Here is a 21,509-nt window from a genome sequence, read left to right as displayed (position 1 = left end):
GTGGCGGGCCCGCCACCTGCCTCCCGTCCGTCACGTGCACCGTTCAGGGCCGACCCTGTAGGACGGACGGAGCCGAGCGCACGCTCGCCCCGACCCGACCCGAGGAGCACCCATGGCCGCGAAGACCATCGTCATCACCGGCGCCAGCGACGGCATCGGCGTCGCCGCTGCGCGGGAGCTCGTCCGCCGCGGGAACGAGGTCGTGGTGGTCGGTCGCAACCCCGCGAAGACCGAGCGGGTCGCCCGCGACCTCGGCGTCGACCACTTCGTGGCCGACTTCTCGGACCTGTCCGCCGTCCGGGGGCTCGCCGACGACCTGCTCGAACGCTGCCCCCGGATCGACGTGCTGGCCAACAACGCCGGCGGGATCTTCAGCGCGGGCCGCCAGGTCACCGTCGACGGTCACGAGCTGACGTTCCAGGTCAACTACCTGGCGCCGTTCCTGCTCACGGAGCTGCTGATGGACCGGCTCGTCGCGTCCGGGGGAACGGTCATCAACACCTCGAGCGTCGCGAACAAGCTCTTCGGCCGCGTCGACATCGGCGACCTCGACGCCGAGCGGCACTTCCGGGCCACCAAGGCCTACGGCGACTCGAAGCTCGAACAGATCCTGTTCACCAAGGAACTCGACCGCCGGTACCGCGACCGAGGTGTGACGTCGACGGCCTTCCACCCCGGCACGATCAGCACCGGGTTCTCGAACGACAAGACCTCGCCGATGTACCTCGTGTACCACACGCCCCTGCGCCACGTGTTCCTGACGACCCCGGAGAAGGGCGCCGACACACTCGTGTACCTGGCCGACAACACCCCCGGTCGCGACTACCCGACCGGCGAGTACTACGTGAAGCGCAAGGTGGCGGCGCCGAACGCGCAGGCCGAGGACGCCGACCTGGCGCGCGAGCTGTGGGACCGGAGCCTGGCGATGCTGCACGCGGACTGACCGGGCGCGCTCCGCGATGGGTCGTCGGCGCGCTACGCATCGGTCTCCGGCGCAGGGGTGACCGGCGGCTGCGCCTGCCGCAGGCCGGTGACCAGCAGCGTCACGATCGTCCGCACGTCGTAGTCCGGGTCCTGGGGGCTCCACGCGACCAGGTCGCCGACGGCGCGGAGCAGCTGGTACGGCGACACCGACGCGACCACCTCGCCCGATCGCCGTGCGGCGTCGAGCATGCGGCCGAGCACCGGGACGAGCTCGTCGACGAACAGCGTGTGCAGCGCGGTGAAGCCGTCGGCGTCGCCCTCCCACACCCGCGCCAGGCCGTGCTTCGTGCCGAGGAAGTCGACGAACTGGTGCACCCAGCGCAGGATCGCGTCGAACGAAGTCGGCGCCGAGTCGAGCAGCACGGGGCCGGCCTCGGCCAGGGCCTCGATCTGGTGCCGGTAGACGGCGACGACCAGGTCCGAGCGGGTCGGGAAGTGCCGGTAGAGCGTACCCACTCCCACGCCGGCGGCGGCGGCGACCTCGCGCACGGGCGCACCGACGCCGGACGCGGCGAAGACACCGGCCGCGGCGTCGAGGATCGTCCGCTCGTTCCGTTCGACGTCGCGGCGACGCCGGGGCGGGGCGGTGTCGTTCGACGGCGCGGTGTCATTCGAGGGCGCGGTGTCGTTCGAGGGCGCGGTGTCGTTCGACGGCGTGCTCATCCCCCGATCATCGCACGGTCTGCACACAGAACGGAACAGCGCTCCGTTTCACTTGCAATCCGGAGCACTGTTCCGTATCGTTCCGGAACGTTGCTCCGTTTCGAGCGACGACCGCTTCCGGAAGGACTCCCGATGTCAGCAACAGCACCGCTCCCCCAGGTGATCAGCGTGCGCCCCGTCACCCTGCCCGCGCCATCACGCGGCCACGACCTCGAGGTCCGGATCACCGCCCCGATCACGGGCACCGAGCTTCCCGTGATCGTCTTCGCCCACGGCTTCGGGCAGTCGATGACCGGCGGCGATCCCCTCGTCGACCACTGGACCGCCAACGGGTTCGTCGTCGTCCAGCCCACGTTCCTCGACTCGACGAAGTACGGCCTGACACTCGACGACCCGCGCTACCCGACGATCTGGCAGACCCGGGTCGACGACCTCGAGCGGGTCATCGACGACCTCGACGTCCTCGTCGCCGCCGTCCCCGGTCTCGCGGGACGTGTCGACCAGGCGAACCTCGCGGTCGCCGGGCACTCGTGGGGCGGCCAGTCCGTCGGCATGCTCCTCGGCGCCCGGGTGATCGGGTCGGACGGACAGCCGGGCGAGGACCGCACCGACCAGCGCGTGCGGGCCGGGGTCTTGCTCTCCACCACCGGGTTCGGTGGACCCGACCTGACGCCGTTCGCGCAGGAGCACTTCCCCTTCATGAGCCCGGACTTCAGCCAGCTGCGCACACCGTCGCTCGTCGTCGCCGGGGACCACGACCAGTCCCGGCTCTCCACGCGCGGGCCGGACTGGTTCACCGACGTCTACCACCACAGCCCCGGCGCCCGGCACCTGGTGACCGTGCACGGCGGGGAGCACCTACTCGGCGGCATCCAGGACTACGCGTCCACCGCCACGACCGACGAGAGCCCGGAGCGCGTGGACCTGGTCCGCCGCACCACGACGGCGTTCCTCCGGACGGCGCTCGGGCTCGACGCCGACGCGTGGTCCGCGACGGCCGACGCAGTCGCCTCTGCCGAAGCCGGCGACGCCGTCGGCCACACCGACGCAGTCGGCCACATCGACGCCGTCGGCCACATCGACTCGAAGGAGGACCACTCGTGATCACCGACCAGCACCCGCTCTCCACCCCCTTCACCGCATCGTCCACCGCCACCGACGTCCTCGACGGCGTCGACCTGACCGGCCGGGACGTCGTCGTCACGGGCGGTCACGGCCGCCTCGGACGCGAGACCAGCCGCGCCCTCGCAGCCGCCGGCGCCGCCGTCACCGTCGCGTCCCGCGACACCGACCGCGCGAGCGCCGCCGTCGCCGGCATCCCCGGGGTCCGGGTCGAGCAGCTCGACCTGACCGACCCGGCGTCGATCGACGCCTTCGCCGCGCACTGGACGGCCTCCGGACGCCCGCTCCACGCCCTGGTCAACAACGCCGCGATGCTCTTCACCCCGGACCGGCGGCTCGACGCCCGCGGCAACGAGCTGTCGTTCTCGACGTCCCACCTCGGGCACTTCCGGCTCACGCGGGCGCTCCTCCCTTCCCTGCTGGAGGCCCGTGGTGCGCGGGTCCTCAACGTCACGTCCGGCGCCGCCCGCTTCGGGCAGATCCGGTGGGACGACCCGGCGTTCGCCAGCGGCTACGACGCCGCTGCGGCCTACGGGCAGGCCAAGCGGGCGAACGTGCTGTTCGCGGTCGAGCTGGACCGCCGGTACGCCGACCAGGGCATCCGATCCTTCGCCGCGCACCCCGGGGTGGTCATCGGCCCGGGCCCGCACGACGACTCCCGGATCGCCTCGTACCGCGAGCAGGGGCTGGTCGACGACGACGGTTCGACGGTGGTCGACCCCGAACACGGCAAGAAGACGATCGAGCAGGGGGCGGCGACCCTCGTGTTCGGTGCCGCGAGCCCGCTGCTCGACGGCGTCGGCGGGGTCTACCTGAAGGACAGCGACGTCGCGGTGATCGACGACGAGGTCCGGCCGCTCACCGCGGACAGCATCCCGTCGGACGCGAACTCGGCGATGCTCGACGCCGACGACGCCCGGCGGCTGTGGGAGGTCAGTGTGCAGCTGACCGCCTGAGGGCGTCGTGCCCGCTGGTAGCTTCGTTCCCATGACGCGACCCCGTGGGACCGCACCACTCATCGTCGGCCTCGCGGGCGCTGCCGCCGGTGCGCTCCTCGGGTACTGGGGTGGCAGCCTGATGCTCTCCGGCGGCCGCGGGGCCACGGTCGGGGACGGCCTGCCGCCGTACTCGCTCGTGGTGGTGGTCATCGCCGCGATCATCGGCATCGGGGTCCCGCTCGTGGCCATCGGCTGGTACTTCCGGCAGAAGGTCTCCCTCGCCGGTCAGCCCCACCGCGTGCAGGCGCTGTGGCTCGGCTTCGTCTGGGGGACCATCGCGATGCTGCTCGCCGGAAGCCTGAACGGCATCGCCAGCCTGCTGCCCGGCGGCCTGATCTGGCCCGGTCTCGTCGAGGAGTTCCTGAAGCTCCTGGTGCCCGTCATCCTGCTGCTGTCCTCGCGCACGTACCGGTCGCCGCGACTGGCGGTGTGGCTCGTGTTCGTCGCCGCCGCCTGGTTGGGGTTCCTCGAGGGCATCAGCTACATCATCACCTCGCTCGACCCGATCCTCGACGGCGGATCCGCTCCGTCCGATGCGCCGTTCATCATGATGATGGACGTCATCGTCCGCATCATCGCCGAGGTCTCGCACCCGCTGATCACCGTCGGGGCCGCGGTCCTCATCTGGCTCGCCGCGAAGACGCTGCCGACGAGCAGGGCGATCGGCGTCGGCGTGCTCGCGTACCTCGGCGCCGCTGCGATCCACGGCCTCAACGACGCCGTGATCGACGGGCCGGTCCGCGACTGGAACGTGCCGGTCAGCATCGTCCTCGAAGCCCTGTACGTCGTCGCGGTCTTCGCGTTCTGGTTCCGGCCGCAGGTACGGCGGCTGCAGGCCGACGGACCAGCGCACCGATGACCGGCTCCGCCGGTACCTTCTCTTCTGGTGCAGACGACATGCACCACAGGGCGATGCAACGCACGAGGGGACACACCATGGCCACGGAGGCTCGACGGTACGGCAGGGCAATCGAACGGCAGGACGGCCGGGACTTCCCGTTCTACGACGGAGACCCGATCCGGATCCCCGCATGGCAGTGGGTGACCATCATCGTCGCGTGCGTGGCCGGCATCACCGTGCTGAGCTTCTACCCGGCGGCGGACAACATCCAGTCGCTCGTGCCACGGTTCCTCTTCACCGCGATCATGCTCGCCGTCCTCATCGCCTTCACGAGACGACACTGGGCGCGCATCTTCCAACGCACCACTGCACGTGACTTCGGCACCATGATCGTGTTCGCGATCCTCAGCCTGATCGTGTCGTTCACGGTCGGGATCATCGTCAAGGCGATCTTCGGCACCAACGCCAACACCGCGACCGACGGCATCCACGGCGCGGGTGAGATCGTCGCGTTCTACGTCGGGACCGCGATCCAGCTGTTGGGCGAAGAGCTCTTCACGATCCTGCCGTTCCTGGCGGTCATGGCGCTGTGCCACCGCATCGGACTCACCCGCACCCAGGGCATCCTCATCGCCTGGCTCGCGACCGCGATCTGGTTCGGTGCAGCGCACCTGCCGACCTACGGGTGGAACTTCGCGCAGGCGTTCCTGATCATCGGCATCGCACGACTGGTCCTCACGCTCGCCTACATCCGCACGAAGAACATCGCGGTCAGCACCGGCGCGCACATCATCAACGACTGGGTGCTCTTCACCGCCGCGATCATCGGGGCGACAGCGAGCGCCTGAACGGCGTCGCGCGCATGATCACGCGCGGGGCGCGTTGGACGCGCCACAGGGCGGACGGGAGGCGCGGTGCCAGCTGGCACCGTGCCTCCCGTCCGGTGTCCTGGCAGTGCACCCCGCGCCCCGGCGCGGCCTCGTAGGGTCGCCTCATGAGCACGAACCGCGACGACGTCAAGGACTTCCTCGTCAGCCGCCGTGCCCGGGTACGCCCGGACCAGGTGGGCCTGCCCGGTGGGCCCAACCGGCGCGTGGCCGGCCTCCGCCGCAGCGAGGTCGCGATGCTCGCCGACGTCAGTGTGGAGTACTACTCGCGGCTCGAGCGCGGCAGCCTCGCCGGCGTCTCCGACGGCGTCCTGCACGCCATCGCCGGTGCGCTGCTCCTCGACGACGCGGAGCGCGACCACCTGTTCGACCTCGCACGGGCGGCGAACGCCTCCCCGGTCCGTGGACAGCGCCGTGCAGCGACGCCGAAGACCCTGCGCGTCGGGCTGCAGTACACGCTCGACGCGTTCACCGGCGGGCCGGCGTTCATCCGCAACGACCGACTCGACCTGCTCGGTGCGAACGCACTCGGCCGGGCGCTCTACGCGGACCTGTTCCGGAAGGCGGAGCGGCCGAACCTCGCTCGTGCCGCGTTCCTGGACCGGGACTGGGCCGACGCGTTCCACCCGGACTGGGACGTCGCCGCCGACCAGAGCGTCGCGATCCTCCGCACTGCGGCCGGCCACGACCCCCACGACGAGGACCTGCAGGCGCTGATCGGTGAGCTCTCGACGCGCAGCCCGGAGTTCCGGGCGAAGTGGGGTGCGCACGACGTCCGTCGGCACGCCACCGGCGAGAAGCACTTCGTCCACCCGGTCGTCGGCGCACTCGACCTGCACTTCGAAGGCACCCGGCTGATGAGCGACCCGGGTCTGAGTCTGCTCCTCTACAGCGCGGAGCCCGGCTCCCCGACCGCGGACGCGCTCCGGCTGCTCGGTTCAGTCGCTGCGACCGACCGACGCGACGCGGTGGACGCCGCTGGGCGTGGCGCGGCCGACCGGAGCTGACCCTGCGTCGACACGACGTACCGGTCACTCGGTCCTGATGCGGATCGCTGCGAGAGCAGCGACGAGGAGCACCACGGCTGCGACCACGAAGCTGGTCTGCGTCCCGACGACGAACTGCGACCGGTCGGCCAGGAACGCCCCGAAGACCGCGATCGCCACCGCCCCACCGACCTGCCGGAAGGTGTTGAACACCGCACTCGCCGTCCCCGACCGTTCAGCGGGGACGCTGGCGAGGACGACCGACGTCGCGGGCGGCATCGCGACCGATCCGCCCGCACCGGTCAGGATCGTGCACACCGCGACCGCGACGACCGAGTCGTACGGCGCGAGCACGATCATCACGACGAGGCCGATCGCCATCGTGGTGAGTCCCGCGACCACGGGGACACGAGCTCCGAACCGGTTCACGAGGGTACCGCTGACGATGTTGCCGACGATGCTGAACGCTGCGGACGGCAGGAACACCAACCCGGCAGCCAGTGGCGACAGGCCGAGGTGCTGCTGCAGGTAGAGACTCAGGACGAAGACGCTGCCGAAGTTGCCGACCATGAACGCGAACCCGACGCCGAGCGCGATCCGCATCCCACCGGAGCGGAACAGGTCGAGCGGCATCATCGGGTTCCGACCGTGGGCCTGCACGAGCAGGAACCCGACGACCGCGGCAGCAGCGACGAGCAGTGCGACGACCACGTCCCAGCGGCCGAAGCCCGATGCACCGCCTTCGATGAGCCCGAAGACGAGCCCGCCGAGCGCGAGCAGGGCGAGGACCTGACCTGCCGCGTCGAACCGGGCCGCTCGTCGAGGCGACGGTGTCACCCGGACGAGCATCCCGAGCATCACGGCGCACACCGGCAGGTTGATGGCGAACACGAGGCGCCAGTCGAGCGTCGTCAGCGCGCCGCCGAGGATCGGCCCGACCGCCCCGGCGACCGCACCGCCGACGGCCCAGATGCCGAGGGCGTGCGCCCGCTCGCGCGCCTCGGGGAACGCCTGGCGGATGAGCGCCATCGAGGCGGGCAGCATCACCGCGGCGGCCGCGCCCTGGACCGCACGCGCCGCGATCAACGCGCCGAGCGACGGGGCGAGGGCACAGGCGACGGACGCCACGAGGAACCCGGCGATGCCCCAGCCGATCGCCCGCTTCGCGCCGATCCGTTCGGACAGGTTGCCCGCGAACAGCAGCAGCGAGGCGAACAGCAACGTGTACGCGTCGATCACCCACTGCAGCCCGGCGGTGCTGCCGCCGAGCTCTCGCCCGATCGTCGTCAGCGCCACGTTCACGATGAGGATGTCGAGCGTGATGAGGAAGAAGCCGAGCGAGGCGAGCACGAGCGTCAGCCGCGCAGCTCGGTGCGGGCCTCGATCGGTCGGGACGTCGGCTGCGGTCGGAGCGGTCACGGTTCGATGTTCTCCTGGCTGCGCTCGTCGGGGGATGCCCTGACCGGGAACCCCTCGCGACAGATCGAACAGACATAGGATGTCTCACGCTCCCGACATCGCCGTCGCGAGCTGCCGCAACCGATCGGAGCACGTCGTGCACGAACCGCTCACCCCGCTGGACCCGGCCACGCTGCCCGAGCCCGTGGACGTTTCGGACAACTCCGCGGCCCTGGCCGCGGTCGACGCCGTCGTGCGCTCGGGCCCGTACGACGCGACCTGGGCGTCGCTGCAGCAGTACCGCGCACCGCTCTGGTACCAGGACGCCAAGTTCGGGATCTTCGTCCACTGGGGCGTCTTCTCGGTCCCCGCGTTCCGGAACGAGTGGTACTCCCGCGACATGTACCGCGCCGGGACGCCCGAGTTCGCGCACCACGCCCGGACCTACGGCCCGCTCGACGCGTTCGGGTACAAGGACTTCATCCCCTCGTTCACGATGGAGCACTTCGACGCCGCGGCGTGGGTGCGGGTGTTCCGCGAGGCCGGCGCACAGTTCGTCGTCCCGGTCGCCGAGCACCACGACGGCTTCGCGATGTACGACACCGACCGCTCCCGCTGGAGTGCCGCGCAGCTCGGGCCCGGGCGTGACGTGTTCGGCGAGCTCCTCGTCGCCGCGGACGAGGCATGGATGGTCCGTGGCGCGTCGTCCCACCGTGCCGAGCACTGGTTCTTCATGAACGGCGGGACGAAGACCCCCTCGGACGTGCTCGATCCGCGGTACACCGACTTCTACGGTCCGGCGCAGCGCGAGGAGACCGCCCCGAACGAGCGCTTCCTGGAGGACTGGCTGCTCCGCACCGTCGAGCTCATCGACAAGTACCGCCCGCAGGTGCTCTGGTTCGACTGGTGGATCGAGCAGCCCGCGTTCCAGCCGTACGTCCGGACCCTCGCGGCCTACTACTACAACCGCGCCGCCGAGTGGGGCCGCGAGGTCGTCATCAACTACAAGTGGGAGACCTTCGCCCCGGGCAGCGCCGTGTACGACATCGAGCGTGGAGCGATGGCCGGCACACCGGAGACCGTCTGGCAGAACGACACCGCGATCGCGAAGACCGCCTGGAGCTGGATCGAGGGCCACGACTACAAGACCGTCCGCGACCTGGTCGCCGAACTCGTCGACGTGGTCGCGAAGAACGGTGTGCTGCTGCTCAACACCGGGCCGAAGGCCGACGGCACCCTGCCCGAGGACGAGGTCCGCATCCTGCGGTGCATCGGCTCGTGGCTCGCGGTGAACGGCGAGGCGATCTACGGCACCCGGCCGTGGACGATCTCGGGCGAGGGGCCGACCACTCGTCCCGCGGGTTCGTTCGTCGACGCCGACACGGTCGAGTACACCGCCGAGGACGTCCGGTTCACCACGCGCCACGACGTCACCGGCGACGCCGTCTACGCGACCCTGCTGGCCGATCCCGACGACGGGTCGGCGCGGATCCGGGCGTTCGGGTCGGCCTCGGGCCTGCTCGGCCGCACCATCCGGTCCGTCGCCGTGCTCGGCCACGCCGGCGAGGTCGACTGGGAGCAGCGCCCCGAAGCGCTCGTGGTCGCGCTCGACGGCATCACCAGCGTGGACTCCGGTCCGGTGGTCCGGGTGCGGCTCGCGCCGGTGGTCGAGCAGGAGCGGCAGGACTTCCTGCACCAGTGACCGGGGATGCCGGCGCAGGGACGCCGGCGCGACGATCCGTCGCGGTCAGAACGGTGCGGCGCGACTACTCTCAGGCGAACGGTCGTCCGACGAGGATTGGGATGCTGACCTGAACTGGATCTTCGCGAACTTCGGTCTCGTCTGGGGCCTCACCGTCACCCACGCGGGTCTCGCGGCCGTGCCCATCGTCCTCGGGTTCGTCGTGGCGGTGCCGTTGGGGTGGGTGGCGAACCGGTGGCAGGCAGTCCGATCGGTCATCGTCGGCGGCGGCAGTCTGCTCTACACGATCCCGTCCCTGCCGCTCTTCGTGATCCTGCCCTACCTGCTCGGCACCCGCATCACGGATCCGGTGAACATCGTGGTGGGGCTGTCCGTGTACGCGGTCGCCATCATGGTGCGGTTGGCAGCTGACGCGTTCGCTGCTGTCCCGGCGGACGTCGTCGACTCGGCCACCTCGGTCGGGTACTCCGCCTGGGGACGTTTCTGGACGGTCGAGCTCCCGTTGGCGGGTCCCGTCCTCCTCGCAGGGATGCGGGTGGTCTCGGCGAGCACCGTCGCCCTGGTCTCGGTCGGCGCCCTGGTCGGGTCCGCGAACATCGGTTTCCTGTTCACGGACGGGCGACAGCGTCAGTTCCTCGAGGAGATCCTCGTCGGCGTGGCAGCGAGTCTCTTCGTCGCGCTGGTCTTCGACACCGTCCTGGTGGCGCTCGGGCGCGTCCTGATGCCGTGGTCGCGACGGATCCAGGTGCGGTCGCGTCGGTCGCGCCGTCGGGCCGCGCTGGCGACGATCGAACGGGGGGCCTGACCGTGCAGTTCTTCCTCCATGCCGTCGCCTGGCTCCTCGACCCGGCGAACTACCGCCCTGGCCTGCAGACCCCGCTCCCGATCCAGGACCGGATCGGCGAACACCTGCTGTACACGTTCATTTCGGTCGCCATCGCCGCCCTGATCGCGCTGCCACTGGGCCTGTACATCGGTCACACCGGGCGCGGGCGCAGCTTCGTCATCGCCTTCAGTGGCTCCATGCGCGCGCTGCCGACGCTGGGCCTGCTCGGCACCCTCTTCGTCATCATCGGGATGACCGTGCCGTTCACGCAGACCGCCTTCATCGCGTTCGTCGTCCTGGCGATCCCCTCGATCCTCGCCGGGGCGTACTCCGGTGTGGAGTCCGTGGATCCGCAGACGGTGGACGCCGCGCGCTCGGTGGGGATGACCGAGTTGCAGATCCTGCTCAAGGTCGAGGTGCCGCTGTCACTGCCGCTGATCATCGGCGGGATCCGTGCCTCGGTCCTCCAGGTCATCGCGACCGTCGTGATCGCGTCGTACATCTCGCTGGGCGGCCTCGGCGCGATCATCTCGACGGGCATCAGCCTGAACGACAACGACCTCATCCTCGGTGGTGCGTTGCTCGTGACGGTCCTCGCCCTCGTGATCGACGGCTTGTTCGCCCTCGCCCAACACCTCACCCGCCGCGGCCCCGAGGGGCAGACCCGCCGGCGCCGCACACACGTCCGCGCGCTGCCACTCCGGCGCCGCGCGGTGACGGCACTCTCCGTCGACGAAAGGGACCACTGATGTTCACAGCAGGCACCAGGACACGCATCCTCGCGGGTGTGATCGCGGTCGGGGCGATCGTGGCACTCTCCGGTTGTTCCACCTCAGACCCCACGAAGCCGGCATCGGGCGGGGGCGACGGATCGGGCAGCACGCCGATCGTGGTCGGTTCGTTCAACTTCCCGGAGAGCGAGATCCTGGGCAACATGTACGCGCTCGTCCTGAAGGACGCCGGGTTCGACGTGACGACCAAGTTCAACCTCGGCCCGCGGCAGACCACGATCCCCGCGCTCAAGGACGGTTCGATCAACCTCATGCCGGAGTACAACGGCAACCTGCTGTTCTTCTACGACACCAAGGCCACCGCGAAGACGACAGCGGAGGTCGACGCCGCGCTGAAGACCGAGATCCCGAAGGACTTCCAGGTGCTCGAGCCGTCTCCGGCCGAGGACAAGGACGCCTACGTCGTGACCCAGGCCGAGGCCGAGAAGAACGGCCTCACGTCGATCGGTGACCTCTCCAAGATCGAGCCGTTCTCGCTCGGTGCCAACCCGCAGTTCGGCACCCTTCCGTACGGCATCCCCGGGCTCAAGTCCACGTACGGCGTGGACAAGGTCACGTTCAAGTCGATCGAGGACTACGGCGGGCCCGACACGGTCAAGGCACTCGTCGACGACACCGTGCAGGTGGCCGACATCTACACGACGTCACCCGACCTCGTGACGAAGAAGCTGCTCGTGCTGAAGGACCCCGAGAACCTGATCGCGTCGCAGAACATCCTGCCGTTCCTGAACAAGGACATCTACAGCGCGAAGCTCGCGTCGACGTTGAACAAGCTGTCCGAGAAGCTGACGACCGATGACCTCATCGAGCTGCGCAACCGTGTCGAGGGCAGCGAGAAGGCGCAGGCCGCGACCGCCGCGAAGGACTGGCTGACCAAGGAGGGGCTGCTCAAGTAGCCCGGGAACGACGCCGGGTGCGGCGAGGCGGGGCTGCGCGCAGGAGCACCCCGCCCGCCACGGCCGTCGGCTCCGCCTCCAGGATTCGAACCCGGACCTAACGGCACCAAAGGCCGTCGTGCTGCCATTACACCAAGGCGGAACGCACCCGTGGGTGCTCGTCCATCCTCCCATGACCGACGAGGCTGGCCGTCCGCCCCGGGTTCGGCCAAGATGGAGGGATGCCGCACCAGGACGAGGTCGACCGGATCGTCGCGGCGTGGGGGCGTGAGCGTGCCGACCTCGACTTCGGCCCGCTCGAGGTCCTGTCCCGCGTCGACCGGCTCGCGCGGCACCTGGACCGCGCGCGGCGAGCGGCGTTCGACGCGGGTGACATGGAGCCGTGGGAGTTCGACGTGCTGTCGGCCCTGCGACGGGCGGGTGAGCCGTACGAGCTGAGTCCGAAGACCTTGCTGCAGCAGACCCTGGTGTCGAGCGGCACGATGACGAACCGGGTCGACCGTCTGACGGCGCGTGGGCTCGTGGGGCGTCGGACGGACCCGAAGGACGGCCGCGGCATCCTCGTGTCCCTGACGACGAAGGGCCGGGTCGCGGTCGACGCCGCCATCGCGGACCTGTTGACGGCCGAGCGGGACATCCTGTCCGGGGTGTCCGACGCCGAGCAGGACCAGCTGGCCGGGCTGCTCCGGCGGCTCATCCTGGGCCTCGGGGACTAGTCTCCGGCCCATGCACGCGATCACCCTGGCCGTCGCCGACGTCGCACGATCGGCGGACTTCTACCGCGCCCTGCTCGGGATCGAGGGCAGCGGCGTCATCGGCACCGAGTACCCGCCGACCGAGACCGAAGCGGGCGGCACCACGGCGATGTTCACCCTGGACGACGGTCTGATCGTCAGCGTCTACGGGCGGGACGACATGGCGAAGGACTCTGGTGTTGCCCTCGCCGACGGCCCCGCGGCGACGATCGGGCACTTCGTCGACAGTCAGGCCGACGCCGAAGCGTTCCTCGACCGGGCCCGGATCGCCGGCGCGACGATGCTCGCTCCCCCGTACACGCGGCCCTGGGGCATGTGGTCCGGGTTCTTCCAGGACCCGGACGGGCACCTGTGGGAGGTCGTCGCGAACCCCGGCGGCGGGGCTCCCGAGGACGCGAAGCCAGCGGAGTAGACCCACTCAGACCCCGAGCAGCTCCGCGACCTCGAGCCAGCGCTCCTCGAGCTGCTCGATCTCGGCCTCGTGCGCCGCGAGCTTCGCCTGCAACTCCCCGAGCCCGGCGTAGTCCGACTGGTCGTGGGTGGCGAAGTCGTCGAGCAGCTTCTTCCGGTCCGCACCCACCTTCGCGATCTTGCGGTCCAGCGCCGACATCTCCTTCTCGGCCGTCCGACGCTCCGCGCCCGACAGGCCCGAGGCGGCCGCAGCCGACGCGCCGGAACCGGCTGACGCACTGGACCCGGCCACAGCACCGGCCGAGCCGGTCCCGCCAGCGGTGTCGGGCCTCCCGGCAGACGCGGCGGCAGCCGCAGAGGCGGTCCCGCCACCGGTGCCGGCCGCACGGAGCCGCATGTACTCGTCGACGCCGCCGGGCAGGTGCCGCAGGTGCCCGCCGAGCACGGCGTACTGCTGGTCGGTGACGCGCTCGAGCAGGTACCGGTCGTGGGAGACGACCAGCAGGGTGCCCGGCCAGGTGTCGAGCAGGTCCTCCATGGCGGCGAGCATGTCGGTGTCGAGGTCGTTCGTGGGCTCGTCGAGGATCAGCACGTTCGGCTCGTCGAGCAGGATGAGCATGAGCTGCAGGCGGCGCTTCTGGCCACCGGACAGGTCCTTGACCGGTGTGGAGAGCTGCTCCGCCGTGAAGCCGAGGCGTTCGAGCAGCTGCGCCGGCGTCATCTCCTTGCCGTCCGCGACGTAGCTCGTCTTCTTGCGGGCGACGACCTCGCGCACGCGGTCGTTCGCGAACTGCGCCAGGTCGGCGAGCTGCTGGTCGAGGATCGCGACCTGCACGGTCTTGCCGGTCTTCACCCGGCCGCTCGTCGGCGCGAGCGTGCCCGAGACGAGGTTGAGCAGCGTCGACTTGCCGGCGCCGTTCGGGCCGAGGATGCCGGTCCGCTCCCCCGGTGCGATGCGCCACTCGATGCGGTCGAGGATCTGGGTGCCGTCGAACGAGACGCTGACGTCGAGCAGGTCGACGACGTCCTTGCCGAGGCGGGCGGTCGCCGTCTTCGCCAGCGCGACCGTGTCGCGGATCGGCGGGACGTCGTCGATCAGGGCGTTCGCGGCGTCGATGCGGAACTTCGGCTTGCTCGTCCGGGCCGGTGCGCCGCGGCGCAGCCAGGCGAGTTCCTTGCGGGCCAGGTTCTGGCGGCGCTGCTCGCTGGCGGCTGCCTGCCGGTCGCGCTCGACGCGCTGCAGGATGTACGCCGCGTAGCCGCCCTCGAACGGGTCGACGACGCCGTCGTGGACCTCCCACGTGTCGGTCGACACCGCGTCGAGGAACCACCGGTCGTGCGTCACGACCACCATGCCGCCCTGGTTCGACGACCAGCGACGGTTGATGTGCTCGGCGAGCCACTGGATGCCCTCGACGTCGAGGTGGTTCGTGGGCTCGTCGAGGAACAGGACGTCCCAGTCGCCGACGAGCAGCCGCGCGAGCGCCACGCGGCGGCGCTGGCCACCGGACAGCTCGTCGACACTGACGTCCCACGGGATGTCCGACACCAGACCGCCGATGACGTCGCGGATCTTCGGGTCACCGGCCCACTCGTGCTCTTCGAGGTCGCCGACGACGGTGCTGCCGACGGTCGCGCCCTCGGGCAGGATGTCGCGCTGGTCCAGGTAGCCGACGGTCAACCCGCGGCGGTGCGTGACGCGGCCGTCGTCGGGTTCGAGGCGCTGGGACAGCAGCGCGAGGAGGGTCGACTTGCCGTCGCCGTTGCGTCCGACCACGCCGATCCGGTCCCCCTCGTCGATGCCGAGGGTGACGTTGTCGAAGACGACCTTGGTGGGGAACTCGAGATGCAGGTTCTCGGCGCCGAGGAGATGAGCCACGCGTCAAGGGTAGGCGGCGTGGCGGGGTGGTCGGTGCGGGGGGGGGTGTGTGGGGCGGTGATGCGGGGCCGGGCGCACGGTGCGGGCTTGTTCGAGTGGTGCGAGGTTGACCGCTCGGTGCGAGGTTGTAGCGGCGCACGGAGCGTGCAACCTCGCACCAGCCGACGGACCGCGCACGGTGCGACGGCGCGTCGGCCGGGAGGCCCGGGTCAGCTCGCCCCGCACGGTGCAGCCGTGCTCGGGTGGTGTGAGGTTGACCGCTCGGTGCGAGGTTGTAGCGGCGCACAGAGCGGTCAACCTCGCACCAGCCGACAGACCGCGCACGGTGCGACGGCGCGTCGACCTGGAGGCCCGGGTCAGCTCGCGGGGGCTGGCTCGGCTCCCGCGGTCGGCACGTCAGCTCGCGGGAGCGGCGTCGCCCTCGCCTGCGGCTTCCTTCGCGCGCTTCAGGCGAGCCTGCGCCTCCCAGTACTCGATCTCGCGCTCGAGTTCGGCGAGCTCCTGCTCCGTTCCGCTGATGCGCTTGGCGCCGTGGGCGTTCCGGGCATCGCCGAGGGTGGCGTACCGGTCCTCGTGACGGGCGGGTTCGATGTAGCGGCCGTGGTTCCGCTCACCTGGGGCCCAGTCGTGGCCGATGGCGAACCAGACGATGCCGCCGACGACAGGGACCAGGATCACGAGGATCACCCACGCGATCTTCGGGAGTCCGCGGATCTGGTCGTCGTTCTTCGTCAGGATGTCGATCAGGGCGAAGACCAGCAGGATGACGGTGATCCCGGGCAGCAAGACGCTCATGTTCGCGATTCTATGGAGAACCTGAGGGCTGTCGCCACGCCCCGAACGCGTGCCGGTGTTGCGATCCGGACACGGTCAGCTGCGGGGCCGTACAGGGTCGACGTCCGTGCGGTGCTGAGCTGCGAGACAGCGCCGCGCGAGCACGGCGCGACGCACCGACCACACGAACTGGGCGACCGTGAACAGACTTCCGATCAGGTAGACCGACCAGAAGGCCGTCCCCGCGACGGCGATCGACGACCAGACGACGAGCAAGCCGGCCTGCATCGGGAGGGCGGCACCGCTCGCGAGGTCGGTCGCGACGGCGTCGACCACGATCCGTCGATCCGCCGGCGCGTCCGCCTGGCCGATCGCCGCACGCGAGACCGCACGCTGCTCACGCTGCGACAGCGACGCGACGACTTGATCACGGACGACAGCGTGTCCTGCACGGCGTCGGAACCGGAACGCACGGATGATCTCCACCACCAGGATGAGCACCGCGATGCTGGGTCCGACGGTCGAGAGCATCAGCCGTGCGTCGGAGTCCGGGGGCAGCGCGACGCCGACGAGCACCAGCAGCGCGATCACCAGGGCCACCGCCAGGACGAACCCGCGGATGGGCAGGACACGACGATCACGCGGCTGCGCGAGGTACGCCTGCGCCCGGATCTCCGCGTCGGCCCACCGCCGGTCGGCGGTCGTCTGTGCTTCGTTCACCGATCTGAGCGAACCAGCATGAACTGAGCATCCGTCACAGCGCCGCGACCCACTCGTCCGTGCCGTCGGTGAACCGCTGGTGCTTCCAGATCGGCACCCGCTCCTTCACCAGGTCGACCAGCTCCCCGCACGCCGCGAACGCCTGCGCCCGGTGCGACGACGCCACTGCCGCGGCGAGCGCGACGTCCCCGATGCCGAGCGATCCGACGCGGTGCAGCACGGCGATCCGGACGTCGGGGTGGGCTGCGGCGACGGTGCGGGCGACCTCGGCGATGACGTCGCCGGCGCTGGGGTGCCGCTCGTAGTCGAGCGCGGTGACGCCCTTGCCGCCGTCGTGGTCGCGGACGACGCCGGCGAAGGTGACGACGGCGCCGTCCTGGTCGGTGGCGACGACGGCGGAGACCTCATCGACGGTGATCCCCCGGTCGACGACGTCAGCGAGGACGACGCGTGCGTCCAGCGCCGCGGTCACGACGCGCTCCGGGGCGCGTGGCCCTCGCCGTGTACCTGCGCGAGCACGTGCTCGAACAATCCGTCGAGCACGGCCAGTCCGTCCGCCACCCCGCCGCGCGACCCGGGCAGCGTGACGATCAGGGATCCGCCGGTGCTGATGCCGGCGACGCCGCGGCTCAGCAGTGCGGTCGGACCGGCCCCGGCGAGCCCGCGACGACGGACCTCTTCGAGGACACCGGGCAGCTCCAGGTCGATGAGGGGCGCGACGGCCTCGGGCGTCCGGTCGGTCGGGGTGACGCCAGTGCCCCCGGTCGTGATGACGATCCGGGCCCCGGCGAGCAGTTCGGCGGTCACGGTCTCGGTGATCGCCCCGCCGTCGGGGACGATCACGGGCTCGGCGACGGTGAAGTCCCGCTCGCGCAGCCACCCCGCGATGACGGGCCCGGTACGGTCGAGTGCCGGATCGGCGGCGGCCTGCGTGGACACCACCACGACGGCGGCACGGCCCCTGGTCGGCTGCGAGGTCATCGGTTGCTCCAGTCTCCCGACCGACCGCCGTGCTTCTCGAGCACTCGGACGTCCGTGATCGAGGCCGCCCGGTCGACGGCCTTCACCATGTCGTACACGGTCAGCGCGGCGACGCTCGCGCCGGTCAGCGCTTCCATCTCGACGCCGGTGCGCGAGGTCGTGCGGACCGAGACCTCGATCAGCACGCGGTCGTCGGCACCGGTGATGTCGACCTGCACTCCGGCGATGGGGAGCGGGTGGCAGAGCGGGATGAGGTCGGAGGTCTTCTTCACGGCCATGATCGCGGCGATGCGGGCGGTGCCGATGACCTCGCCCTTCGGCAAGGAGCCGTCGAGGATGCGAGCGACGACGTCGGGCCGGGTGACGAGTGTGGCGGTGGCGGTCGCCGAGCGGTCGGTGACGTCCTTCGCGGACACGTCGACCATGTGCGCGGAGCCGTCGGCGCGCACGTGCGACAGCTCGGCCGCGTCGGACGGATCGACCTGCTCGGACGTGTCGGCGGGTTCGGTCATCGGAGGCTCCAGACGGTCAGGACGTCACCGGGTTCGACGGCGTCGGCCCCCACCGGGACGTGGACGAGGTGCGTGGCGGCGGCGTAGTGCGCGAGCAGGTGGGAACTCGGGCCGCCCACGAAGTGGACGACCCCGTCGGCCACCCGTCCACGCCGCACCTGGTGCTTGCCACCCGGTGACTGCGCAGCCGAAGCAGCGGGCAGGTGCAGCACGGGGCGGTCGGCCGGCAGCCCGACGAGGGGCGCGAGCAGCGGACGGAGGAAGACCTCGAACGAGACGAGCGCCGACACCGGGTTGCCGGGGAACGACACCACCGGCACCGGTCGACCGGCGAGCTCCACGCTGCCGAACGCCTGCGGCCCGCCGGGCTGCATCGCGACCGGGGTGACCGCGAGCCCGCGGGGTTCGAGTGCCTGCCGCACGACCTCGTACGCACCGGCACTGATGCCCCCGGTGGTGAGCACGAGGTCGGCCCACTCCCCGACGGCGTCGTCGAGCGCGGTGACGAACGCGTCGACGTCGTCGAGAACCCGGACCGTGCGGGACGAAGCACCGACCTCGGCGAGCGCCGCCCGCAGCGCGATGCCGTTCGCGTCGCCGATCGTCGCCGCGTCGGTGTCCGCGCCCTGCAGTTCGGACCCCGTCGAGACCACGAGCACCCGCAGTGGTCGACGAACCTGCACGGTGGACACTCCGGCGGACGCGAGCGCGCCGAGCAGGGCTGGGGTGATCGGCGCACCGGTCGGAGCGATCGACGCACCAAGAGCCAGGTCACTGCCGGTCGCTCGCACGAAGGTGCCCGGCACGAGGTCAGCGGGCACCGTGACGTGCCCCAGTTCGAGCGCAGCCGGGAAGGACCCCGGCGACGTGGCCTCCACCGGGAAGACGGCATCGGCACCGTCGGGGATCCGCGCGCCGGTCATGATCGGTGCCGCTGTGCCGGCGGAGAGCGGTGCGGGGACGACCCCGGCGGGGATGGGCGCGACGACCCGGACGTCCTGCCCGGCATCGGCCACCCGGACCGCGAAGCCGTCCATCTGGCTGTTGTCGAAGGGCGGCAACGGGACCGGTGAGGCGACGGGTGCAGCGAGCACGCGGTGCCCGTGACCGGCACGGCCGTCGGCGGCCAGGTCGTCGATCCGCCACGACGCACCCCCGAGGCCCGCCAGGACCGGCGCGAGCAGCGCTGCCAGGTCGTCGCGGTGCTGACCGATCGTTCGCACAGGTGCCTCCGAACAGGGATGGTGTCGCCGCTCCCGGTTCGTCCGGGGCCGGCGTCAGTAGCGTATCCAGCGCGCAGACCGCGCCGACGACCTTTCGGAGGACCTGTGGAGAACGACGAAGCCGTGACGATCGGTGTCATCGGGGGCTCCGGCCTCTACCAGCTGTTCGAGGAGGGGACCGCCGAGGAACTGGACGTGCCGACACCGTTCGGCCCGACGTCGAGCCCGATCAGCATCGGCACGATGTCTGGCCGTCGGGTCGCGTTCCTCACCCGGCACGGTCGTGAGCACTCCGTCGCCCCGCACCGCATCAACCACCGCGCGAACCTCTGGGCGCTCCGCTCCCTGGGCGTCCGGGCGATCGTGTCCTCGAGCGCCGTCGGTGGCCTGCACCCCGACTACGCCCCGGGCACCTTCGTCGTGACCGACCAGCTCATCGACCGCACCTTCGGCCGCGCGGACACGTTCTTCGAGGACGACGTCCAGCACCTGTCGTTCGCCGACCCGTTCGACCCGACGCTGCGGCGCGCGGCCGTCGACGCGATCGCAGCACTCGACGTGCCGTTCCGTCCGACCGGCACGTGCGTCGTCATCCAGGGCCCCCGGTTCTCGACGCGCGCCGAGTCCGTCTGGCTGCGCGAGGCCGGCGGCCACACCATCAACATGACGATGACCCCCGAGGTCCCGCTCGCCGCCGAGCTCGGCATCGCGACCGTCAACCTGTCGTTCGTCACCGACGCCGACGCCGGCCTGGCCCCGACCGAGGACGAAGCCGCCGCAGCGGCCGCCCACGCGGCCACGGCGGACGCAGCGGCCACGGCGGACGCAGCCGACGACGCCGGCGCCCCCGTCACCCACGCCCTCGTGATGGAGCGTCTCGCCCGCGCCAACGAGGTGATCGTCCGCGCCATCGGCAGGATCGTCGGCGCGATCCCCGCCGACTTCACGCCGCGCGAACTCGTCCCGGCGAGCGCCAGCGCCAGCATCATGCAGACCCAGCCCACCGCCGCCGGCACGGGTCCCGCCACCACCGCGGGCACCACCGCATGACCCGCCTGCTCGTCACCGGCGGCGCCGGCTTCATCGGCTCCGCGATCGTCCGCCGCGCGCTGGCCGACGGCCACAGGGTCCGCGTCCTCGACTCCCTCCGCGACGACGTCCACGGCGACCCCGGCGAGGTCGTGCGGGCCCACCAGCAGCAGGGCATCGAGTTCGTGCACGGCGACGTCCGCGACCGGGTCTCGCTCGACGCCGCGCTCGACGGCGTCGACGTCGTCTGCCACCAGGCCGCCAAGGTCGGCCTCGGCGTCGACTTCCAGGACGCCCCCGACTACGTCTCGTCGAACGACGCCGGCACCGCGTACGTCCTCGCCGGCATGGACCGGCACGACATCGGCCGACTCGTCGTCGCGAGCTCGATGGTCGTCTACGGCGAGGGCGCGTACACGACGTCCGACGGCGAGTCCGTCCGGCCGCCGGCCCGCCGTCGCGAGGACCTCGACTCCGGCCGCTTCGACCCGATCGGCCCGGACGGTCACCCCCTGCTGCCCGGACTGATCGACGAGTCCGCCGCGCTCGACCCCCGCAACGTGTACGCGCAGACGAAGGTCGCGCAGGAGCACCTGGCCTCGAGCTGGGCGCGCGCGACGGGCGGCCGGGCGATCGCGCTCCGCTACCACAACGTCTACGGGCCCGGCATGCCCGCGAACACCCCCTACGCCGGTGTCGCCTCACTGTTCCGCTCGGCGCTGGCCCGCGGCGAGGCTCCCCGCGTCTTCGAGGACGGCGCCCAGCGCCGGGACTTCGTGCACGTCGACGACGTCGCCGGAGCGAACGCCGCCTCGATCGCCGCGACCGCCGACCAGCCCGCCGACTCGTTCCGCGCGTACAACGTCGGGTCCGGGGTCGTGCACACGATCGGCGACATGGCCGCGGCGATCGCGGGCCCCGACGGCCCGCAGCCGATCGTCACGGGCGAGTACCGCCTGGGCGACGTCCGGCACGTCACGGCGAGTTCGGACCGCATCGCCGCCGAGCTCGGCTGGCGCGCCGAGGTCGACTTCGCGGCCGGCATGCGCGACTTCGCGACCGCTCCCCTCCGGAGCGCCGTCCAGTAGCCCCACTTCGTGAGCAGGAATGGTCGGGTCACCGGACGAGACC

At 71.1% G+C, this 21,509-nt stretch carries 23 protein-coding genes, 1 tRNA gene and 1 pseudogene; 14 read left to right on the top strand and 11 right to left on the bottom strand.

Translation table 11 applies throughout. The features are described from left to right. Window positions 1-112: 112 nt before the first annotated feature. Window positions 113-943, top strand: a complete 831-nt coding sequence (locus ITJ69_RS02700) for an SDR family NAD(P)-dependent oxidoreductase (protein WP_194671906.1) — start codon at window positions 113-115, stop codon at window positions 941-943. 32 nt (window positions 944-975) lie between these two features. On the opposite strand, the gene ITJ69_RS02695 is transcribed toward ITJ69_RS02700, so the two are convergent. After that, complete coding sequence (locus ITJ69_RS02695; protein WP_228504506.1) at window positions 976-1,647, bottom strand: TetR/AcrR family transcriptional regulator; 672 nt, start codon at window positions 1,645-1,647, stop codon at window positions 976-978. A gap of 132 nt (window positions 1,648-1,779) precedes the next feature. Here ITJ69_RS02695 and ITJ69_RS02690 point away from each other — a divergent pair, with 132 nt between their 5' ends. The 5 genes from ITJ69_RS02690 (at window position 1,780) to ITJ69_RS02670 (ending at window position 6,502) form a co-directional block, all read left to right on the top strand. Beyond that, window positions 1,780-2,751, top strand: a complete 972-nt coding sequence (locus ITJ69_RS02690; RefSeq protein WP_194671905.1) for an alpha/beta hydrolase family protein — start codon at window positions 1,780-1,782, stop codon at window positions 2,749-2,751. Next, a complete protein-coding gene (locus ITJ69_RS02685) occupies window positions 2,748-3,725 on the top strand; it encodes an SDR family NAD(P)-dependent oxidoreductase (protein ID WP_194671904.1) in 978 nt (325 codons plus the stop codon). The genes ITJ69_RS02690 and ITJ69_RS02685 overlap by 4 nt, the downstream gene beginning before the upstream one ends. A gap of 31 nt (window positions 3,726-3,756) precedes the next feature. Then, window positions 3,757-4,626, top strand: coding sequence for a PrsW family glutamic-type intramembrane protease (locus ITJ69_RS02680; RefSeq protein WP_194671903.1), 870 nt, complete (start codon window positions 3,757-3,759; stop codon window positions 4,624-4,626). A gap of 77 nt (window positions 4,627-4,703) precedes the next feature. Further along, a complete protein-coding gene (locus tag ITJ69_RS02675; protein ID WP_228504504.1) occupies window positions 4,704-5,456 on the top strand; it encodes a CPBP family intramembrane glutamic endopeptidase in 753 nt (250 codons plus the stop codon). A gap of 146 nt (window positions 5,457-5,602) precedes the next feature. Next, complete coding sequence (locus tag ITJ69_RS02670) at window positions 5,603-6,502, top strand: helix-turn-helix transcriptional regulator (protein WP_194671901.1); 900 nt, start codon at window positions 5,603-5,605, stop codon at window positions 6,500-6,502. 24 nt (window positions 6,503-6,526) lie between these two features. On the opposite strand, the gene ITJ69_RS02665 is transcribed toward ITJ69_RS02670, so the two are convergent. Next, window positions 6,527-7,900, bottom strand: coding sequence for an MFS transporter (locus tag ITJ69_RS02665; RefSeq protein WP_323742916.1), 1,374 nt, complete (start codon window positions 7,898-7,900; stop codon window positions 6,527-6,529). A 79-nt stretch (window positions 7,901-7,979) separates the two neighbouring features. Here ITJ69_RS02665 and ITJ69_RS02660 point away from each other — a divergent pair, with 79 nt between their 5' ends. From ITJ69_RS02660 to ITJ69_RS02645, 4 genes are all read left to right on the top strand, one after another. Further along, window positions 7,980-9,581 carry an alpha-L-fucosidase gene (locus tag ITJ69_RS02660; protein ID WP_194671900.1) on the top strand — a complete coding sequence of 534 codons (1,602 nt, stop codon included), beginning with the start codon at window positions 7,980-7,982 and terminating at the stop codon, window positions 9,579-9,581. Between the two features lie 178 nt (window positions 9,582-9,759). Next, entirely contained in the window at window positions 9,760-10,386 is a 627-nt protein-coding gene (locus tag ITJ69_RS02655; RefSeq protein ID WP_307860918.1) for an ABC transporter permease, read from the top strand. Window positions 10,387-10,388: 2 nt separating this feature from the next. After that, window positions 10,389-11,156: an ABC transporter permease gene (locus tag ITJ69_RS02650; RefSeq protein ID WP_194671899.1), complete on the top strand. Its 768-nt coding sequence runs from the start codon at window positions 10,389-10,391 to the stop codon at window positions 11,154-11,156. Further along, window positions 11,156-12,094, top strand: coding sequence for an ABC transporter substrate-binding protein (locus ITJ69_RS02645; RefSeq protein ID WP_123671902.1), 939 nt, complete (start codon window positions 11,156-11,158; stop codon window positions 12,092-12,094). The genes ITJ69_RS02650 and ITJ69_RS02645 overlap by 1 nt, the downstream gene beginning before the upstream one ends. A 70-nt stretch (window positions 12,095-12,164) precedes the next feature. Here the strand turns inward: ITJ69_RS02645 and ITJ69_RS02640 are convergent. After that, window positions 12,165-12,236 (bottom strand) — tRNA-Gln (locus tag ITJ69_RS02640). Window positions 12,237-12,315: 79 nt separating this feature from the next. Between ITJ69_RS02640 and ITJ69_RS02635 the strand changes: the two genes are divergently transcribed. Then, window positions 12,316-12,810 carry a MarR family winged helix-turn-helix transcriptional regulator gene (locus ITJ69_RS02635; protein ID WP_194648573.1) on the top strand — a complete coding sequence of 165 codons (495 nt, stop codon included), beginning with the start codon at window positions 12,316-12,318 and terminating at the stop codon, window positions 12,808-12,810. A gap of 10 nt (window positions 12,811-12,820) precedes the next feature. Then, window positions 12,821-13,261 carry a VOC family protein gene (locus tag ITJ69_RS02630; protein WP_123671924.1) on the top strand — a complete coding sequence of 147 codons (441 nt, stop codon included), beginning with the start codon at window positions 12,821-12,823 and terminating at the stop codon, window positions 13,259-13,261. 6 nt (window positions 13,262-13,267) lie between these two features. On the opposite strand, the gene ITJ69_RS02625 is transcribed toward ITJ69_RS02630, so the two are convergent. The 8 genes and pseudogenes from ITJ69_RS02625 to glp form a co-directional block, all read right to left on the bottom strand. Continuing rightward, a complete protein-coding gene (locus ITJ69_RS02625; protein WP_416354922.1) occupies window positions 13,268-14,614 on the bottom strand; it encodes an ABC-F family ATP-binding cassette domain-containing protein in 1,347 nt (448 codons plus the stop codon). Window positions 14,615-14,670: 56 nt separating this feature from the next. After that, window positions 14,671-15,037 (bottom strand): annotated as a pseudogene (locus tag ITJ69_RS21055) (ATP-binding cassette domain-containing protein); the annotation flags it as partial. 498 nt (window positions 15,038-15,535) lie between these two features. Then, entirely contained in the window at window positions 15,536-15,934 is a 399-nt protein-coding gene (locus ITJ69_RS02620) for a PLDc N-terminal domain-containing protein (protein WP_194671898.1), read from the bottom strand. 75 nt (window positions 15,935-16,009) lie between these two features. After that, window positions 16,010-16,633 carry a hypothetical protein gene (locus ITJ69_RS02615; protein WP_194671897.1) on the bottom strand — a complete coding sequence of 208 codons (624 nt, stop codon included), beginning with the start codon at window positions 16,631-16,633 and terminating at the stop codon, window positions 16,010-16,012. A gap of 34 nt (window positions 16,634-16,667) precedes the next feature. Continuing rightward, a complete protein-coding gene (locus ITJ69_RS02610) occupies window positions 16,668-17,051 on the bottom strand; it encodes a molybdenum cofactor biosynthesis protein MoaE (RefSeq protein WP_235035953.1) in 384 nt (127 codons plus the stop codon). A 50-nt stretch (window positions 17,052-17,101) separates the two neighbouring features. Then, complete coding sequence (locus ITJ69_RS02605) at window positions 17,102-17,614, bottom strand: molybdopterin-binding protein (RefSeq protein ID WP_194671896.1); 513 nt, start codon at window positions 17,612-17,614, stop codon at window positions 17,102-17,104. Next, a complete protein-coding gene (gene moaC, locus ITJ69_RS02600) occupies window positions 17,611-18,126 on the bottom strand; it encodes a cyclic pyranopterin monophosphate synthase MoaC (RefSeq protein ID WP_194671895.1) in 516 nt (171 codons plus the stop codon). Before moaC ends, ITJ69_RS02605 begins: the two co-directional genes overlap by 4 nt. After that, the gene (gene glp / locus ITJ69_RS02595; RefSeq protein ID WP_194671894.1) at window positions 18,123-19,349 is read right to left on the bottom strand and encodes a gephyrin-like molybdotransferase Glp; all 1,227 of its coding nucleotides are present in this window, start codon (window positions 19,347-19,349) and stop codon (window positions 18,123-18,125) included. Before glp ends, moaC begins: the two co-directional genes overlap by 4 nt. Before the next feature lie 105 nt (window positions 19,350-19,454). Between glp and ITJ69_RS02590 the strand changes: the two genes are divergently transcribed. Both ITJ69_RS02590 and ITJ69_RS02585 read left to right on the top strand, forming a co-directional pair. After that, window positions 19,455-20,399 carry an MTAP family purine nucleoside phosphorylase gene (locus ITJ69_RS02590; RefSeq protein WP_194671893.1) on the top strand — a complete coding sequence of 315 codons (945 nt, stop codon included), beginning with the start codon at window positions 19,455-19,457 and terminating at the stop codon, window positions 20,397-20,399. Next, window positions 20,396-21,466 (top strand): NAD-dependent epimerase/dehydratase family protein, encoded by a 1,071-nt coding sequence (locus ITJ69_RS02585; RefSeq protein ID WP_194671892.1) that lies wholly within the window; start codon window positions 20,396-20,398, stop codon window positions 21,464-21,466. The genes ITJ69_RS02590 and ITJ69_RS02585 overlap by 4 nt, the downstream gene beginning before the upstream one ends. Window positions 21,467-21,509 lie beyond the last annotated feature (43 nt).

Origin of the sequence: Curtobacterium sp. VKM Ac-2887, from assembly GCF_015350935.1 — a bacterium.
GTDB lineage: Bacteria > Actinomycetota > Actinomycetes > Actinomycetales > Microbacteriaceae > Curtobacterium.
This window is presented reverse-complemented; position numbering and strand designations above follow the sequence as displayed.

Bases quoted from the DNA above. Each gene is read 5' to 3' on its own strand.
- ITJ69_RS02675 (WP_228504504.1), top strand. From the start codon at position 4,704: ATGGCCACGGAGGCTCGACGGTACGGCAGGGCAATCGAACGGCAGGAC.
- ITJ69_RS02605 (WP_194671896.1), bottom strand. From the start codon at position 17,614: ATGACCTCGCAGCCGACCAGGGGCCGTGCCGCCGTCGTGGTGGTGTCC.
- ITJ69_RS02635 (WP_194648573.1), top strand. From the start codon at position 12,316: ATGCCGCACCAGGACGAGGTCGACCGGATCGTCGCGGCGTGGGGGCGT.
- ITJ69_RS02695 (WP_228504506.1), bottom strand. From the start codon at position 1,647: ATGAGCACGCCGTCGAACGACACCGCGCCCTCGAACGACACCGCGCCC.
- ITJ69_RS02660 (WP_194671900.1), top strand. From the start codon at position 7,980: ATGTCTCACGCTCCCGACATCGCCGTCGCGAGCTGCCGCAACCGATCG.
- ITJ69_RS02670 (WP_194671901.1), top strand. From the start codon at position 5,603: ATGAGCACGAACCGCGACGACGTCAAGGACTTCCTCGTCAGCCGCCGT.
- ITJ69_RS02700 (WP_194671906.1), top strand. From the start codon at position 113: ATGGCCGCGAAGACCATCGTCATCACCGGCGCCAGCGACGGCATCGGC.
- ITJ69_RS02585 (WP_194671892.1), top strand. From the start codon at position 20,396: ATGACCCGCCTGCTCGTCACCGGCGGCGCCGGCTTCATCGGCTCCGCG.
- ITJ69_RS02625 (WP_416354922.1), bottom strand. From the start codon at position 14,614: ATGGTGGTCGTGACGCACGACCGGTGGTTCCTCGACGCGGTGTCGACC.
- ITJ69_RS02645 (WP_123671902.1), top strand. From the start codon at position 11,156: ATGTTCACAGCAGGCACCAGGACACGCATCCTCGCGGGTGTGATCGCG.
- ITJ69_RS02630 (WP_123671924.1), top strand. From the start codon at position 12,821: ATGCACGCGATCACCCTGGCCGTCGCCGACGTCGCACGATCGGCGGAC.
- ITJ69_RS02690 (WP_194671905.1), top strand. From the start codon at position 1,780: ATGTCAGCAACAGCACCGCTCCCCCAGGTGATCAGCGTGCGCCCCGTC.
- ITJ69_RS02680 (WP_194671903.1), top strand. From the start codon at position 3,757: ATGACGCGACCCCGTGGGACCGCACCACTCATCGTCGGCCTCGCGGGC.
- ITJ69_RS02620 (WP_194671898.1), bottom strand. From the start codon at position 15,934: ATGAGCGTCTTGCTGCCCGGGATCACCGTCATCCTGCTGGTCTTCGCC.
- moaC (WP_194671895.1), bottom strand. From the start codon at position 18,126: ATGACCGAACCCGCCGACACGTCCGAGCAGGTCGATCCGTCCGACGCG.